General features: G+C 70.9%; 11 protein-coding genes. 3 read left to right on the forward strand and 8 right to left on the reverse strand.

What is annotated here, in order from left to right:
- Positions 1–32: 32 nt before the first annotated feature.
- From PHA84_RS02540 to PHA84_RS02565, 6 genes are all read right to left on the reverse strand, one after another.
- Positions 33–938: a biotin-dependent carboxyltransferase family protein gene (locus PHA84_RS02540; protein WP_270886518.1), complete on the reverse strand. Its 906-nt coding sequence runs from the start codon at positions 936–938 to the stop codon at positions 33–35.
- On the reverse strand, positions 935–1621 hold the full coding sequence (locus PHA84_RS02545) for a 5-oxoprolinase subunit B family protein (RefSeq protein ID WP_270886519.1): 687 nt from the start codon (positions 1619–1621) through the stop codon (positions 935–937). The genes PHA84_RS02540 and PHA84_RS02545 overlap by 4 nt, the downstream gene beginning before the upstream one ends.
- Before the next feature lie 5 nt (positions 1622–1626).
- Positions 1627–2397, reverse strand: coding sequence for a LamB/YcsF family protein (locus PHA84_RS02550; protein ID WP_270886520.1), 771 nt, complete (start codon positions 2395–2397; stop codon positions 1627–1629).
- A complete protein-coding gene (locus tag PHA84_RS02555; RefSeq protein ID WP_270886521.1) occupies positions 2394–2840 on the reverse strand; it encodes a hypothetical protein in 447 nt (148 codons plus the stop codon). Before PHA84_RS02555 ends, PHA84_RS02550 begins: the two co-directional genes overlap by 4 nt.
- Entirely contained in the window at positions 2837–3154 is a 318-nt protein-coding gene (locus PHA84_RS02560) for a hypothetical protein (protein ID WP_270886522.1), read from the reverse strand. Before PHA84_RS02560 ends, PHA84_RS02555 begins: the two co-directional genes overlap by 4 nt.
- A 106-nt stretch (positions 3155–3260) precedes the next feature.
- On the reverse strand, positions 3261–3416 hold the full coding sequence (locus PHA84_RS02565; protein ID WP_270886523.1) for a hypothetical protein: 156 nt from the start codon (positions 3414–3416) through the stop codon (positions 3261–3263).
- Positions 3417–3673: 257 nt separating this feature from the next.
- Here PHA84_RS02565 and PHA84_RS02570 point away from each other — a divergent pair, with 257 nt between their 5' ends.
- Entirely contained in the window at positions 3674–8575 is a 4902-nt protein-coding gene (locus PHA84_RS02570; RefSeq protein ID WP_270886695.1) for an NAD-glutamate dehydrogenase, read from the forward strand.
- A gap of 71 nt (positions 8576–8646) precedes the next feature.
- Complete coding sequence (locus PHA84_RS02575) at positions 8647–10140, forward strand: sensor histidine kinase (RefSeq protein ID WP_270886524.1); 1494 nt, start codon at positions 8647–8649, stop codon at positions 10138–10140.
- 162 nt (positions 10141–10302) lie between these two features.
- Here PHA84_RS02575 and PHA84_RS02580 read toward each other — a convergent pair whose 3' ends face one another.
- Entirely contained in the window at positions 10303–10551 is a 249-nt protein-coding gene (locus tag PHA84_RS02580) for a WhiB family transcriptional regulator (RefSeq protein ID WP_270886525.1), read from the reverse strand.
- 360 nt (positions 10552–10911) lie between these two features.
- Between PHA84_RS02580 and PHA84_RS02585 the strand changes: the two genes are divergently transcribed.
- Positions 10912–11322, forward strand: a complete 411-nt coding sequence (locus tag PHA84_RS02585; RefSeq protein WP_270886526.1) for a hypothetical protein — start codon at positions 10912–10914, stop codon at positions 11320–11322.
- A gap of 43 nt (positions 11323–11365) precedes the next feature.
- Here PHA84_RS02585 and PHA84_RS02590 read toward each other — a convergent pair whose 3' ends face one another.
- Positions 11366–15718: an FtsK/SpoIIIE domain-containing protein gene (locus PHA84_RS02590; protein ID WP_270886527.1), complete on the reverse strand. Its 4353-nt coding sequence runs from the start codon at positions 15716–15718 to the stop codon at positions 11366–11368.
- Positions 15719–15764 lie beyond the last annotated feature (46 nt).

A 15764-nucleotide genomic window follows, 5' to 3' on the forward strand; every position in this document is an offset into this window, starting at 1 on the left:
GCCGGGGCTGCGCCAGCGTATCGGCGCGATCGTCACCCCAGCGAGGTGGCAGGACGGAGCCGCACCGGCTGGCCGGGCACGACCTGCGCGGCGGCATCTGCCGTCGGGCCGGTCAGTACGGCCACCACGGGGTAGCCGCCCGTCACGGGGTGGTCCGCCAGGAACACCACAGGCCTGCCGTCCGGAGGCAGCTGGACGGCGCCGCGCACCAGGCCCTCGCTGGGCACCTCCGCCGTGCGACGCCCGTCGTCGCGCAGCAGTCGGGGCCCGTCGAGGCGAACGCCGACCCGGTCACTCGTCGCCGAAACCAGCCACTCGGTCTCGGCGAGCTGGGCGGGGTCGGCGAGCCAGTCCCAGCGAGGTCCAGGCCGGGTGTCGAGGACCACCAGGCCGCCGCCTGGTGGTGCGACGGGCGCCACGTCGACGAGCAGGTCAGTGAAGTCGTCGCCTTGGGACAGGCCCACGGGAAGCCGGTCGCCGCTGCGGACCGGCGGCGGGCCGAGGCCCGACAGCGTGTCATGGCTGCGCGAGCCGAGCACCGGCGGCACGAGGAGCCCACCTCGCACGGCGAGGTAGCTGCGAAGGCCCGCGTCCGGGCGCGACATCCTTAGCACCTGACCGTCCCGGAGCAGGAACGGCGCCGCGTACCCCACCGCTCGGTCGTCGACCTGGACGCGGCAGCTCGCCCCGGTCACCACGACCGTCACGCTCCCATGCGCGCGCAGCGCGACGCCTCCGAGCAGGCACTCGAGGGCTGCCTGAGCGGGGCTCTGCCCGAGTAGGCGCGCACCGAGCTCGAACGCTCGGCCGTCGGCGGCACCGGAGGGGCTGACGCCCAACGAGCTCAGCCCGGGCCGGCCGCCGTCCTGCACCAGACACAACGGGCCGGTTTCGACGACCTCGAGGAAGGCGGCCACGCCGACCCCTTGAGACGTCATCGGCCCCCCTCGGGGGCCGCTTGGCCTCCTGCCGGGGCGGCGGCCACGTCGGTGAACCACACGACGCCTCGTGGTCGCAGCAGCGCCGGTGGGTTCCGATCCAGGCTCCAGAGCTGGGCGTCGGTCGTGCCGACGAGCTGCCAGCCACCAGGGGAGTCACGCGGGTAGATGCCACTGAACTCGTCCGCCAGGCCGACCGAGCCGGCCGGCACGGTGCTGCGCGGGGTCGTACGTCGGGGGACGCGCAGGCGGGGGTCCCCACCCACGAGGTAGGCGAAGCCCGGTGCGAACCCTGCGAACCCCACCGTCCAGGGGGTCGCCGTGTGCGCGGCGACGACCTCGTCTTGGCTGAGCCCCGTCAGGTCGCACACCTGCGCCAGGTCGGGCCCGTCGTACCGGACGGGGATCCGGACGGGGTCCGGAGGCGGTTCCGCCGTATCGGGGTCGCCGTGCGGGCTCTGCGGTGGCTGGGCGACCGCGGCCTGCGCGGCGGTCCGGAGCCCGGGCAGGAATCGCGGCTCGCGCGCCACGAGGAGCACCGTTCGGGCCCCCAGCACCGCGTCGCTGAGCCCCGCTGGCCGCCGGGGACCCGTGAGGACGCCGTGAAGGGCCAATGCGTCGTCCAGCGAGTCGAGCTCCACAAGGACGGCACCGTCGCCGTAGGGCAGCAGCCGTGCGTGCATGAAGTTCAGCCGGCGGTGGTGAGGAAGGCAGCGACACGCACCCCGGCGGCCTCCAGCAGGCTGCGAACAGCCGTTGCCATCGCCACGCCCCCCGGGCTGTCGCCGTGCACGCAGAGGGAGCCGGGACGCAGGCGCAAGGGGGTCCCGTCCGCCGCCGCGACGACGCCCTCCCTTACCAGCCGGACCATGCGCTCGGCGACCTCCGAGGCGTCGGTGAGCACGGCACCCGGCTCGGTGCGCGGCAGCAGCGAACCGTCGGACCGGTAGGCGCGGTCCGCGAAAGCCTCGGTCACGGTCCGCAGGCCAGCGGTCTCGGCCAGCTGCAGCAGGACTGAACCCGGCAGCCCGAGCACCGCGAGGCCGGGGTCTACCGCGCGAACCGCCGCCACGACCGCAGCGGCCTGCTTCTCGTGCCTGACGACCGCGTTGTACAGGGCGCCGTGCGGCTTGACGTAGCGCACCGCCGTACCGGCTGCGGCAGCGAGCCCCTGGAGCGCGCCGATCTGGTACATCACGTCCGCGGTGAGGTCCTGGGGAGCCACGTCCATGAAGCGGCGGCCGAAGCCGGCCAGGTCGCGGTAGCCCACCTGGGCGCCCACCACGACCCCGGCCTCGGCGGCCTGGCGGCAGACGGACAGGAGGGTGGCGGGGTCCCCCGCGTGGAAGCCGCAGGCGACGTTCGCACTTGTCACGACGCGGAGCATTCCGGTGTCGTCCCCGAGGATCCACCGTCCGAAGGACTCACCGAGGTCGGCGTTGAGGTCGACGGTGCTCATGAGACAGCGCGCAGCGTCGACGCGTGACGCTGGAGTACCTGGGTGGAGGTGTGCAGGAGCGCCCGCAGGCGACGACGGCGGCTGTCCAGCAGCGAGGTGACGTGGTCCAGCTCCTGCTGCAGGTCCGTCGGACTCTGGAACGGCGGCGCCGTGGAAGTGGCGCGCTCGATGGCCCTTCTCGCCCCGGCGATGGCCTCTGCCAGGTCGCCGGCGCGTGCGTGCAGGGCGGCGCCGACCATGTCGAGCTCATGAGCAGCCGCTGCAGTAGCAGCGTCCAAGGCCTCTGCGCCGCCGCGGGCCTCGATGGCCGAGGCGTCGGGGATGGCCGAGGCGTCGCGGGCGTCGTGGTTGGCGCGACCCGCGGTGCGAAGGCGAGCGGCGAGCCGACGCAGGCAGCCTCCCAGGTGCGAACAGGATGCCGGGTCGCCGGCGACCGTGCTCATGAAGGCGCCTCACGGCTGCCGATGAGCACCCGGAGGTGGGAGGGAGCTCCGACGGCGGCCGGGATGGGCTCGTCGGACGCGCATCCCGGGTCGGGTAGGAGCGCGGCGACGTGCGTAGCGAAGGTGCGCATCTCGTCGAGAAGCGCGGCGACGTGCTCCACGTACTCGTCCAGCGCCGCCTGGGTCTGCCGGTCACCCAGCGCGGGGAAGTGGTCGAGGACCTCCGTCGCGCCCGCTCCCGCGCACTCACGCAGCGACGCGAGCGCCTCAGCGGGCGACGGGCACGGCGTGGCACCGGCCGGGGCGAGCGGCATACGGCTCACTCTAGTGAGGTCACGAGAACGGCCCCCGGAGATTCCCACAGGGGGCTCTCCGGGGGCCGATCGCGCGTGCGAGGACGAGTACTCCGTCAGGGAGAGCTCAGTACCAGTGCTTCCTGCCACCGACCCCGTTACCCAGGGCGCCGATGAGGGCCAGGATCAGGCCGATGACCAGCAGGATGCCGCCGATCGTCGTGAGAATACCGATCCCGGCCACTAGACCGATGATCAGAAGGATCAGTCCGAGGATGATCACGTAGAGCTCCTTAGGTCGAAAACGTACGTTTCACTCCATCACACTTGCAGCGAAAAACTACTCTGACCAGGGTCCTTGTCAATTCTGACGCGCCCAAGGCGTCGGCATCCGTTTCAGAAGCGCTGCAGTCGCTGCGGTTGCCACGAGATGCGTCGAAGGGCGGTCCACGGCCGCTGCGGTGGGCGATAGTCTCGCTGGAGGTGCACACCGTCGTGCGCCCCACGGCACACCGTCACGTGAGGATGAAGTCGACCGCCATGTCAGCGTCGCTGGAGCAGTCCCGTCAGCAGCTTCTCCGTTCGGCCTCCGAGAGGGTGGACCACGGTAGGGGTGAGGCCGTCGAGGGGTTCCTTCGGACGTACTACCGCCACGTGGCCACCGAGGATCTCCTCGCACGGGCTCCGGAGGACCTCCTGGGGGCTGCGCTGGCCCACCGAGAGCTGGCGCAGAGCCGGCCCGTCGGAACCGTCAACGTGGAGGTGTTCAACCCCGAGGTCGCGGAGCAGGGCTGGGCGAGCGGCCACACGGTGGTGCAGGTCGTGACCGACGACATGCCTTTCCTCGTCGACTCCGTGACGTCGGAGCTCCAGCGGCTGAACCGGGCGGTCCACCTGGTCGTGCACCCCACGATGCGGGTACGGCGCGACGCCACCGGCGAGCTCCAGGAGCTGCTGCTCGGCGAGGCCGGGGGGTCCGCTGACGGGTCCGGTGACGGGTCCGGGGAGGGCCAGTTCGGGGTGGTCCGGGAGTCCTGGATGCACCTGGAGATCGACCGGGACAGCGACGTCGGTGACCGGGCGCGGATCGCCGAGGGCGTGCGGACCGTGCTGGGCAACGTCCGTGAGGCCGTGGAGGACTGGCCGAAGATGCGGGCGACCTGTTCGCAGATCGCCCAGGAGCTGGCGGACCACCCGCCGTACGGCATCCCGGCGCGCGAGGTCGAGCAGGCCCGGGGGCTGCTCGAGTGGCTCGCGGACAACCACTTCACGTTCCTGGGCTACCGCGAGTACGCGCTGCGCCGTGGGGTCGAGGCGGACCATCTCGAGGCGGTGCACGGCACGGGACTCGGGCTGCTGCGCTACGACCCCACGGGCGAGGGGGTGCGGCTGAGCGAGCAGGCCCGCAGCGTCGCCCGGACGCCGGAGCTGCTCATCATCACCAAGGCGAACTCGCGGGCGACGGTGCACCGCAACACCTACCTCGACTACGTCAGCGTCAAGCAGCTGGACGAGGCGGGGCAGGTCACCGGGGAGAAGCGGTTCCTCGGTCTGTTCACCTCCAGCGCTTACACGGAGTCGGTGACCCGAGTGCCGGTCCTTCGGGAGAAGGTCGCGGCCATCTTCGAGCGCACCGGCTTCCTGCCCGACTCTCACTCGGGCAAGGACCTGCTCGAGGTCCTCGAGAACTACCCCCGTGACGAGCTGTTCCAAGCCGACGAGGAGTCGCTCTACGACAACGCGACCGCCGTGCTGCACCTTCAGGAGCGACGTAGGACCAAGCTCTTCCTGCGACGCGACAGGTTCGGCCGGTTCGTCTCGTGTCTGGTGTACATCCCGCGGGACCGCTACAACACCGGCGTCCGGCTCAAGATGGACTCCATCCTGCGCCAGGCGTTCCCGGGCGCCACCGTGGACTTCACCACCCGGGTCTCCGAGTCGGTCCTGGCCCGGTTGCACTTCGTCGTCAGGGTCCCTCAGGGCGAGTCGATCCCCGAGGTGGACCAGACGCTTCTGGAGCGCCGGCTCGTGGACGCTACCCGCACCTGGGAGGAGGACCTGACCGAGGCGGCCCGGGTGGAGCATGGCGAGGAGGCGGCCGCGAGGCTCTCGGGGCTGTACGGGCGGGCTTTCCCCGAGGCCTACAAGGAGGACTTCACGCCCCGCGTCGGCGTCGTGGACATCCGGCACATGGACGCCCTGGACGCCGAGGGCTCGACCGGCCTGAACCTGTACCAGGAGCCGGGTGCGCCGAGCACCGAGCGCCGGTTCAAGCTCTACCGTCGCAGCCCCCTCTCGCTGACGCAGGTGCTGCCCATGTTCACGCATATGGGTGTCGAGGTCGTCGACGAGCGGCCCTACGAGATCTCGCGCGCCGACGGGGTGACGCTCTTCGTCTACGACTTCGGGCTGCGGGTCCGCAACGACAAGGTGTGGTCCGGGGACGGGGGGCGGGACCGGTTGCGCGAGCTGTTCCAGGACGCCGTCGCTGCTGTCTGGAGCGGCCAGGCGGAGTCCGACGGCTTCAACGCCCTCGTGCTGGGCGCCGGGCTCACCTGGCGGCAGGTCGTCATCCTGCGAACGGTCGCGAAGTACCTGCGCCAGACCGGGTCCACGTTCTCCCAGGAGTATGTGGAGTCAGCCCTGGCGTCGAACGTCGCCCTTGCCGGCCGGCTCGTCGACCTGTTCGAGGTGCGGTTCGACCCCAACCGGTACGACGGCCAGGCCGGGTCCGAGCGGGAGACCCGGGAGACGGCGGTGTCCGAGTCCATCACCAAGGGCCTGGACGAGGTGCGCTCCCTGGACCACGACCGCATCATCCGGGCGTTCCTCGGGGTTATCGCCGCAACGCTGCGCACGAACTACTACCAGCCAGACCCCTCCGGCGGCGTGAGGCCGTACGTCTCGCTCAAGCTCAACCCGAAGAAGGTGCCGGACCTGCCGGCCCCGCGGCCGCAGTTCGAGATCTTCGTGTACTCGCCCCGGGTGGAAGGCGTCCATCTCCGGTTCGGCCCGGTGGCCCGCGGCGGTCTGCGCTGGTCCGACCGCCGGGAGGACTTCCGCACCGAGGTGCTCGGCCTGGTGAAGGCGCAGATGGTCAAGAACGCCGTGATCGTGCCCACCGGGTCCAAGGGCGGGTTCTACGCCAAGCAGCTCCCGGACCCCGCGGTGGACCGTGACGCGTGGCTGGCCGAGGGCATCGCGTCGTACAAGATCTTCATCTCCGGGCTGCTCGACGTCACGGACAACCGCAACGGGTCGCAGATCGTGCCGCCTCCGGCCGTCGTCAGGCACGACGGGGACGACTCCTACCTCGTCGTGGCGGCGGACAAGGGGACTGCGACCTTCTCCGACATCGCGAACGGGGTGGCCCAGTCGTACGGCTTCTGGCTCGACGACGCCTTCGCCTCCGGCGGCTCGGCCGGGTACGACCACAAGGCCATGGGCATCACCGCGCGCGGTGCGTGGGAGTCGGTCAAGCGTCACTTCCGCGAGATGGGACACGACACCCAGAGCACCGACTTCACCGCCGTGGGGATCGGCGACATGTCCGGTGACGTCTTCGGCAACGGCATGCTCCTGTCCGAGCACATCCGTCTGGTCGCCGCGTTCGACCACCGCCACATCTTCGTCGACCCGCAGCCCGTGGCGGCGACCAGCTTCGCGGAGCGCAAGAGGCTTTTCGACCTGCCGCGCTCCTCGTGGGCCGACTACGACCGCTCCCTCATCAGCGCAGGGGGTGGGGTCTTCGAGCGCTCCCTGAAGTCCATCACCATCACCCCCGAGATGTCGCAGGCGCTCGGGCTCAGCGCAGGTCGCTCGACGATGACGCCGGCCGAGCTCATGAAGGCGATCCTCCAGGCGCCCGTGGACCTGCTCTGGAACGGCGGCATCGGCACGTACGTCAAGGCATCGACCGAGCAGAGCTCGGACATCGGGGACCGGGCCAACGACGCCATCCGCGTCGACGGCGCCATGCTCCGCTGCAAGGTGGTCGGCGAGGGGGGCAACCTCGGCCTGTCGCAGCTGGGTCGGGTCGAGGCGGCCCTTCAGGGCGTCCGGGTCAACACCGACGCCATCGACAACTCGGCCGGGGTCGACACCTCGGACCACGAGGTCAACATCAAGATCCTGCTGACCGCCCTGGTGCGGTCCGGGGACATGACCCTGAAGCAGCGCAACGCCCTGCTCGCCTCGATGACCGACGAGGTGGCCCACCAGGTGCTGCGGGACAACTACGAACAGAACGTCCTGCTGGGCAACGCCCGGGCCCAGGAGCACCCCATGCTCCCGGTGCACCAGCGGCTGATCCACTGGCTGGAGGAGCGCGGCGACCTCGACAGGGCGCTGGAGTTCCTGCCGTCCGACGCGGAGATCGACCGCCGGTCCCAGGCCGGCAAGGGCCTGAAGTCGCCCGAGTTCTCGGTCCTGGTCGCGTACGCCAAGCTCGCGCTGAAGGAGGACCTGCTGCCGTCGGAGCTTCCCGACGACCCCTGGTTCCAGCAGACGCTCACGGACTACTTCCCGCAGCCGCTGCGTGAGCAGTTCTCCGAAGAGCTGACGCAGCATCCGCTGCGCCGCGAGATCATCACCAACGCGGTAGTCAACTCGATGGTGAACCGTGGCGGCATCACGTTCGCCTTCCGCGCCATGGAGGAGACCGGCTCGACGCCGGAGCAGATCGCCCGGGCCTTCGTGGTGTGCCGGGAGATCTTCGACCTGCCGGGCTTCGTCAGGTCGGTGGAGGCGCTCGACAACGCCGTGCCCACGGCGGTGCAGAGCCAGCTGTACCTGGAGTTCCGCCGCCTCATCGACCGTTCGATGCGGTGGTTCCTGACCTCGCGTCCGTCGCGTCTGGACGTCGCGAGCGAGGTGGCACGGTTCGGCGCCGTCGTAGGCGACTACGCTCCGAGGATCCCCGAGCTGCTCAAGGGCGCGGAGCTGAAGCGGTTGCAGCGCAACACGGCCGCCTTCGAGAAGGCGGGCGTCCCCGCCGAGCTGGCGCTGCGGTCGGCGAGCCTGCTGGACCAGTTCTCACTGCTGGACATCGTCGACATCGCGACCGACACGGGGGAGTCGCCCGACGACATCGCCTCGCTGTACTTCGTGCTCTCGGAGAGGTTCGGGATCGACGCCATGCTGACCAGGGTGACGAACCTGCCCCGCGACGACCGCTGGGACGCCTTGGCACGAGGCGCGCTTCGGGACGACCTGTATGCGGTGCTGGAGAGCCTGGTCCGTTCCGTCATGGACGCCTCGACGTCCGGCGCCCCGGCAGTGGCCCGCTACGACCAGTGGGCACGGGCGAACGCCGAGTCGCTGTCGCGGGCCCGTACGGCCCTGTCCGGGATCGAGCGCCTGGACAGGCCGAACATCGCCGCATTGTCGGTCGCGCTCCGTACCCTCCGCTCGGTGATTCGGTCAGGGGCGGCCACCTCTTGACCACCGCAGGCACCCTGCGGGCAGCGAGCCCGCGCGGTGGGCACGCCGGGGGGCGAGGTTAGGCTGCGAGCGTGCCCACCCTCAACGAGGTGCTGCAGACCTCCACCGACCTCGCACCGGCAGAGGTCGAGTGGCTGCAGCTGCTCGTGGGTGACTGGCAGCTGATCTCCGACCTGTCCTTCGCCGACCTTGTGCTGTGGGTTCCCGGCGGTATGGAGGGCTGGCTGGCTGTCGCCCACGTCCGGCCCACGACGGGGCAGATGGTGTTCTTCGAGGACGTGGTCGGCCGCCGCACACACCGAGGCAGACAGTCGCTGCTCGACCAGGCGTACGGCGACGGTCGCATCGTCCGGGAGCGGGACCCGATCTTCCGCGACGACATGCCCGTCCGGGAGGAGGCCATCCCGGTCGTCCGGGCGGGCCGGGCGCTGGCGGTGATCACCCGCCATACGAACCTTGCTGCGATGCGCACCCCGAGCCGGCTCGAGCTCACCTACCAGGCGCTCGCTGACGCACTGGCTCGGATGATCGCGGCCGGCGAGTTTCCCAACATCTCGGCCCCCACCGGGCAGCGCCGGGGCGCGCCGAGGGTCGGCGACGGCGTCATCCGGCTCGATGTCAACGGCGTCGTCTCCTACGCCAGCCCCAACGCGCTGTCGGCGATCCACCGGCTGGGTCATGTCGGCGACGTCATCGGGGAGCTGCTGGCCAAGGTGGTCGCGGACCTGCTGCGCGACGAGTCGCCGGTCGACGAGTCACTGGCTGTGGTGGTCACCGGACGCGCACCGTGGCGGACCGAGGTCACCTCGCGGGGCGCCAGCGTGTCGATGCGAGCCATCCCGATCACCGAGGCGGGTGAGCGGGTGGGAGCCCTGCTCCTGCTCCGGGACGTCTCGGAACTGCGCCGGCGCGAGCAGGAGCTCATCACCAAGGACGCCACGATCCGCGAGATCCACCACCGGGTGAAGAACAACCTCCAGACGGTGGCCGCGCTGCTGCGGCTCCAGGCGCGACGGCTTCCCGAAGGAGAGGCAGGCAGGGCTGCCCTGGAGGAGGCGGTGCGCCGGGTGGGGGTCATCGCCCTGGTCCACGAGACCTTGAGCCAGGGGTTCGACGAGACGGTGGACTTCGACGACATCGCCGTGCGAGGGCTGCAGGCCATCACCGAGCTGGCGAAGATGGAGCACCCCATCTCCTCGACCGTCATCGGGACCTTCGGCACGTTGCGCGCGGAGGACGCGACGGCCATGGCGATGATCCTGTCCGAGCTCGTCCAGAACGCGGTCGAGCACGGTCTCGCGGAGACCGGCGGTGGCTCGATCTGTGTCGAGGCCAAGCGCACGGCCGACGACCGGGGAGAGGAGGTCCTGTCCGTGGCGATCGTCGACGACGGGGCGGGGCTGCCGTCGGACTTCAAGCCCGGCAGGTCGGGGCTGGGGACGCAGATCGTGGAGTCCCTGGTGCAGGACCTGCGCGGACGGATCATCTGGGAGGCGGCGGAGCCTCGAGGGACGAAGGTGCTGTTCCGGGCCAGGCTCCGGCCGTTGGCTCGGGATGGTGCCTGAGTCGCCGCCGCGAGGCGAGCGGCGCGAGCGGCCTTGCACCAGGGAGCAGCTTGCCGACACCCCGACGCACCGTGGGGCGGATCGCGACACGCGGGACACCCTCGGACACGGATGTGCCCCACAACGCGCCAAGGCGCGTCGCGGGGCACGCGACGAGAGAAGTCAGCCGGCGCGACGGGCGCGAGCGTTGCGGCGCTTCAGCGCGCGACGCTCGTCTTCGGACATGCCACCCCAGACGCCGGCGTCCTGGCCGGACTCGATGGCCCACTTGAGGCACACGTCGATAACTTCACAGCGTCGGCAAACAGCCTTGGCCTCCTCGATCTGGAGAATCGCGGGGCCGGTGTTCCCGATGGGGAAGAACAGCTCCGGGTCCTCGTCGAGGCAGGCAGCGCGGTCGCGCCAATCCATGAAGATCGTGCTCCTTGTGATGACAGGGGTACGCCCAGTGCGACGAGGTCCCCGGTTGCGGACCTCACGGCACGGACGCGTCATTGCGGTGTGTGCGGGGTCGTGCACCTGGGCAGTCGCGGGTCACCGGAGTTCCGGGTGCCATTTCCACACAGGATGAAACGCACGCGCGCCCCATTTTGAAGGGCTGCACGCTCCTCTGCCAACGGGTTGGCGCATGTTTCTGTTCCAGCCTCACAGATGGAAGGGCTTTTGGGCAGGTCCCAGGCCGTGAGACCGTCTCGCAAACGTGAGGCTTTGGTCACATTGCGAGACGGGGCGCCCCTGACTTGGCACGCACCAGGACCTACTGTGGCCGTCGTGAGCGAACCGCGCGGGACCGGGGGCGTCGAGCAGGCCCACCGACCCGGGAGGTTCCGTGCCGTCGCGGCTCTGGTCTGCGCTGTCGAGGCAGTCGTGCTGCTGGCGTTCTGCGCCTTCTACCTGTGGGAGCTGGCCCGGGGCGAGGGCGACGACCCCAGTCGAACCGTCATGTCCGCGGTGCTCATCGCCCTCACCGCTGTGGCTCTCGGCCTGTTGGGTCGCGCGTGGTGGCGGGGAGCCAGCTGGCCGAACGCCCCCACGGTCGTGTGGAACCTGCTGCTCCTGCCGGTCGCGTGGAGCTTGGTGCAGGGCGACCGGGCGGTCGTGGGGGCTCTCGTGGCTCTGGTCGCGCTGCTGGGGATCGTCGCTGCGGTGCGCAGCAGCCCCGGCAACGGCGGCACTGCCTGACCTCGCCATGCGAGGTGCCGACCACGCGGCCGGGTCTGGAACGTCAGCAACGGCGCTGGGCCTCCGAGGCCGTCTGGTCCGGCGATGCCACTTGGACTGGTATCGCGGCTCCCTGGCGAAGCAGATGCCCGCGGCCCGGCACCGGACGCGCAGCCGGGGCCAGCCGCAGCCCGAACAGCTCTGCGTCACCGGCGGTCCGTGGACCTAGCAGGATGCCGGTGCGATGCCGGCTCAGGTCGACCGCCAACCCGCGATACTGAGTCGCCATCCTGCTGGGATCTGCCCCGCAGATGACGACGCCGTGGTGCGCATCCACCAGCCTGGCCATCTCCTGCAGTGCCGGCTCGACCGGACTGTCCACCACGTCGTGGGCCAGGTCCACCACCACAGCCAAGGAGCTCACCCGGCGGCGGAGGTCGACGAGTGGCTCCGGCTGGTCGGGATGGGACCACAGCGCCACCCGTGGGTCGTCGCGCAGCCTGTCCAAGGCACCGGGTCGGCCGGCGACGACCGCCAGCGGGTGCCCTTGCTGCAACAGGCCACGGGCCAGCACCAGCAACGTGGTCGACACCCCACTGCCCGCGGCCCCGCACACCAGCCAACGCCGACCGTCGTCGACCAGCGACAGTCCGACCGGGTCACCACTGTCGCCGCCGACCCCTGCGAGAACCACGCCCGCCCGCCGGTGCGTCGACAGGCTGGTCTCGCTGACGTGGTCGGGAAGGTCGACCATCCTGAACGCCGTGGCGTATGCAGGCGTCACGGGTGACGTGGGAGCGGTGCCCGCTCCGATGGTCCCTCCGACGAGTGTCGCGGTGGTCGTCGGCGTGGGTTTCGGCGTGGATGTCGGGGTGGGTGTTGCGAGCTGGACCTCCGTGCCGTCGAGCAGGAGTCCCCGGCCGGGTGGCTGACGACGCGGAACCCTGGAAGGGGCCAGGCCGGCGAGGATGGCATCGGTCGGGTCGGCCAGACGGAGCAGCACCCTGCGCGAGAGTACCGAGGCGATCGGGCCGAGCAGGAGTGACCTGTCACCAGCGACCATTGCGCGCACGCCCACTGCCTCACCCTCGCGCAGGAGAGCGGTCAGCCTTCCCACGAGGGTCGGCTGAGCCTCTTCGAGATGGTGGCTGAGCAGCTGCCAGTCGTCGATCAGGACGAGCATGGGCGGACCCGCGTCCGAGCGCGGGACCGGGTGGTCGGCCTGCCGCGGGGCCAGCGAGCGGCGTGGACTCCTGGACAGCCGTCCTCGGCGCCCGGCGACCTCCTCGGCGAGTCGTCCCAGGAAGCGCTCGAGCCGGGCGATGTCGGCGGAGTCGACGTGCGTCCCACACTGCGGCAGTTCCGTGAGGGCCGCCAAGGAACCGCTGCTGACCGCGTGCAGATGCAGCTGCGTTGCATCGAGCCTCGCCGAGAACGCCTGTGCCGTGGTCAGCAGGGCCGTCGAGCGGCCGCTCCCGCTCGACCCTATGAGCCCCCAGTGTCCGGGCAGCCGCAGGTCGACCACCAGGGGCAGCTGCTTCTGTCGTTCCGGATAGTCGGCCAGCCCCACTGAGGCCGTGAGATCGCCGCCCTCGGTGGGTGGCAGAGAGTACCAGCGCACGTCCTCCGGCAGGACAGGAAGCCACGCGGGGCGGCTGCTCGTGGCCGCGAGCTGCGCTGCCGCCCCCCTTACTGCCGTGACGATCTCGCCGAGCTCGCTGCCCTCGTCGCTCGCCGAGGGCAGGGATGAGAGGACGGGGTCGCCGAACGTCACCGTGCGAACGTTGATGCCGTCGAGCCGGCGTGCCGGCTGCCCGCCCACGTGGGCGGCGTGGAACAACGTCAGGCCGCCGTCACCCGTGCGGGCGAACCCGCGCCCGGGAGTGTCCTGCGCCAGGCCGGCCGCGTCGGGAGCGTCGATGACGTCGGACGAGTCGGCCGCGTCCCTGACGCGCAGCGCGACGCGAAGGTTCATGTTCGCCCTGATGTCCCAGGTGACCACCCCGGCCGGACGCTGCGTCGCCAGGACGAGGTGGACGCCGAGCGAGCGACCCAGGGAGGCGACGCGCACCATACCGTCGACGAAGGAGGGGAGCTCCTCGGCGAGTGCCCTGAACTCGTCCACGACGACGACCAGCCTCGCCAGTGGAGCCGCGGCACCGTGCGGGCTTCCCTGGTAGGCAAGGAAGTCCGTCACCTCGGCACCTGCGAGGATCCGCTCCCGCCGCCGGAGCTCCGAGCGCAAGGACGTCAAGGCACGCTCCGCGAGGTGCTCGTCGAGGTCGGTGACGACTCCGGCGGTGTGCGGCAACACTGCGCAGTCTCGGAAGGCAGCACCTCCCTTGTAGTCCACCAGGACGAACGACAGGTGCTCCGGCCGGTTGTGAAGGGCCAGAGAGGCCACCAGCGTCCGCAACAGCTCGGACTTGCCGGATCCCGTCGTCCCCGCCACCAGGACGTGCGGCCCGTCCGCAGCCAGGTCCAGCCACCACGTGCCGTCGACAGTGAGGCCGACCGGTACGCGGGTGGCGTGTGGTCGCGCTTCCCAGCCGGCCGCCACGGATCTGGAGCCCGGCCGCTGACCCAGGAGCTGGCCCAGTGCGACAGAGGCGACCAAGCCCGCGCCGGTGCGGGCGGCGGCCGTGGTGTCGCGCAGCGGCGCCAGCGCCCGGCTCAACCTGTCGGACCACCAGTCGCCGGCGGCGTCGAAGCCCTCCAGCACCTCAGGTTCGCGGCCGGCCCCCACCAGCGTCGGATGCTCGGACTGCGTTACGTCGAGCACTGCTGCGCACTCCGTCGGAAGCAAGGCGCCCGCCTGGTCCAGCGCGATGGTGCATACCCCTACCGCCAGTCCCTTCCGGAGGACGACAGGCAGGCCTGGGAGACGTCGTAGTGCGGCAGCGCCGTCCAGCACGAGGACCGTCCAGGGCCCGCCCCAGGGCTGCGTGGGTCCGGGACTGGCCTGCGTCCGCCCCCGGACAACCTCGGCGAGCCGGCCGATGGTGGACCGGGCGACGGCTTCGTCCCAGTCCAGCACGGCCGCGGTGCCAGACCGCCGAGCTCCGTTCGGGCCTCGTTGATGAGGCAGCCGTTGGAGCCACTCCCAGCGCTGCTGAGTCCCACTCTCGGCGCCCACGACGACGAAGTCGACCTCGGTGGGAGGGTGCAGGGTAGCAAGCTGGCCGAGGAGCAGGTGAGCCACACCGGCCACTCGGCGACGATCGCCGCAGATGCCCAGCACTCCCACGGCGGCGAGGGGTATGACGCAGGGCACTCTTCCCATGAGCACGTGGTCGGCGCTATGCCCTTCGGCTGGCGCCAGCAGCCGAACCGGGGAGGCTCGGGTGCAGAGCCCGACGCTCACGGCGAGGGCGTCATCGTCACCTGCTCCACGCTCCCACAACCGGGGCGACGGCCCAGTCGCGATCTCGAGCAGCTCAGCAGCATCGGGATAGGCGTGTCGTAGCGCTGCGGCCGACTGAGCCGCGGTCGCTCGAGCGCTTGCCATCGCCGCGTCGTACGCCCGTCGATGCTCGGCCAGCTCCGCGGCATAGCGGCGTCGAGACCCCCATCGGTCACTCACCGCAGTCCCGCCCATCATGAGCGGCGTCATCAGCGCGAAGGCCATCATCGCGGGGCTGACGGCGAAGGCCATCACGGCGGCCACCGGGAGGGGAAGGAGTATGGGCAGCCAGGGCAACCGCACGGGTTGCGGCGCCCTGGGTGGGCTGGGGAGAGCGACGGAGAGCGCCGGGGGAGCGGATGGCAGGCGTGGTCGGCGGTTCACTCCTCGCGTCCCGTCACCCCGCTCGACCGTGGGGGCCGGCAGCGCATGCGGTAGGCGCAGGACGAGCATGGTGTCGCCCAGGGTGATGGGAGCTTCGGCCTCCAGGCGGCAGGGGCGTGAGTCCACCGGCTCGCCGTCCAGGCGCGTCCCGTTGAGCGAGCCGAGGTCTCGAACCGTGACACCGTCGGCGGTGACCACGACCTCGGCATGGAGCCGAGACAGTCTCGCGTCGGCGAGACACAGGTCGGCCTCCCGGGACCGTCCGATGGTGTACCGACCGCTGACCATCCAGAGCACGTGACCAGCGTCCGGACCATGAGTGACCGCGAGCGCCACTGGCGAGGGCCGTTGGGGCTGCTGCTGCTCCGTCCGCCGCCCTGACGCGAGCGCCACGGCGGCGCCGTCGAGCAGCGGCGCAGACCCTGGACGAGTGAGAGGTCCAACCGCCTGCCCGCCGACCCAGATCGTCCGGTCGGGGGAGTCCGGAAGGCCCAGGTGTCGGCTCAGGGCATCGGCGAGCTCCTGGGTGGTCGTGCCCTCCGGCGCTTCCACCTCCACCTCGGTGACGGTTGTGGAGGGCTCGGCGGCGGTTGTCGGGTGCTCGGTGACGACGGACAGGCGAAGCAGCACGGAGGAACGCTAGGGGCGCGGAGCCTGGCTGTGCCGGTTGTCCACT

The sequence above is a fragment of the Pedococcus sp. 5OH_020 genome (assembly GCF_027812955.1).
Lineage (GTDB): Bacteria > Actinomycetota > Actinomycetes > Actinomycetales > Dermatophilaceae > Pedococcus.

Excerpts from the sequence above, each read along its gene's own strand:
- PHA84_RS02560 (WP_270886522.1), bottom strand. The coding sequence starts at position 3,154 with ATGCCGCTCGCCCCGGCCGGTGCCACGCCGTGCCCGTCGCCCGCTGAG.
- PHA84_RS02555 (WP_270886521.1), bottom strand. The coding sequence starts at position 2,840 with ATGAGCACGGTCGCCGGCGACCCGGCATCCTGTTCGCACCTGGGAGGC.
- PHA84_RS02540 (WP_270886518.1), bottom strand. The coding sequence starts at position 938 with ATGACGTCTCAAGGGGTCGGCGTGGCCGCCTTCCTCGAGGTCGTCGAA.
- PHA84_RS02570 (WP_270886695.1), top strand. The coding sequence starts at position 3,674 with ATGTCAGCGTCGCTGGAGCAGTCCCGTCAGCAGCTTCTCCGTTCGGCC.
- PHA84_RS02550 (WP_270886520.1), bottom strand. The coding sequence starts at position 2,397 with ATGAGCACCGTCGACCTCAACGCCGACCTCGGTGAGTCCTTCGGACGG.
- PHA84_RS02580 (WP_270886525.1), bottom strand. The coding sequence starts at position 10,551 with ATGGATTGGCGCGACCGCGCTGCCTGCCTCGACGAGGACCCGGAGCTG.
- PHA84_RS02545 (WP_270886519.1), bottom strand. The coding sequence starts at position 1,621 with ATGCACGCACGGCTGCTGCCCTACGGCGACGGTGCCGTCCTTGTGGAG.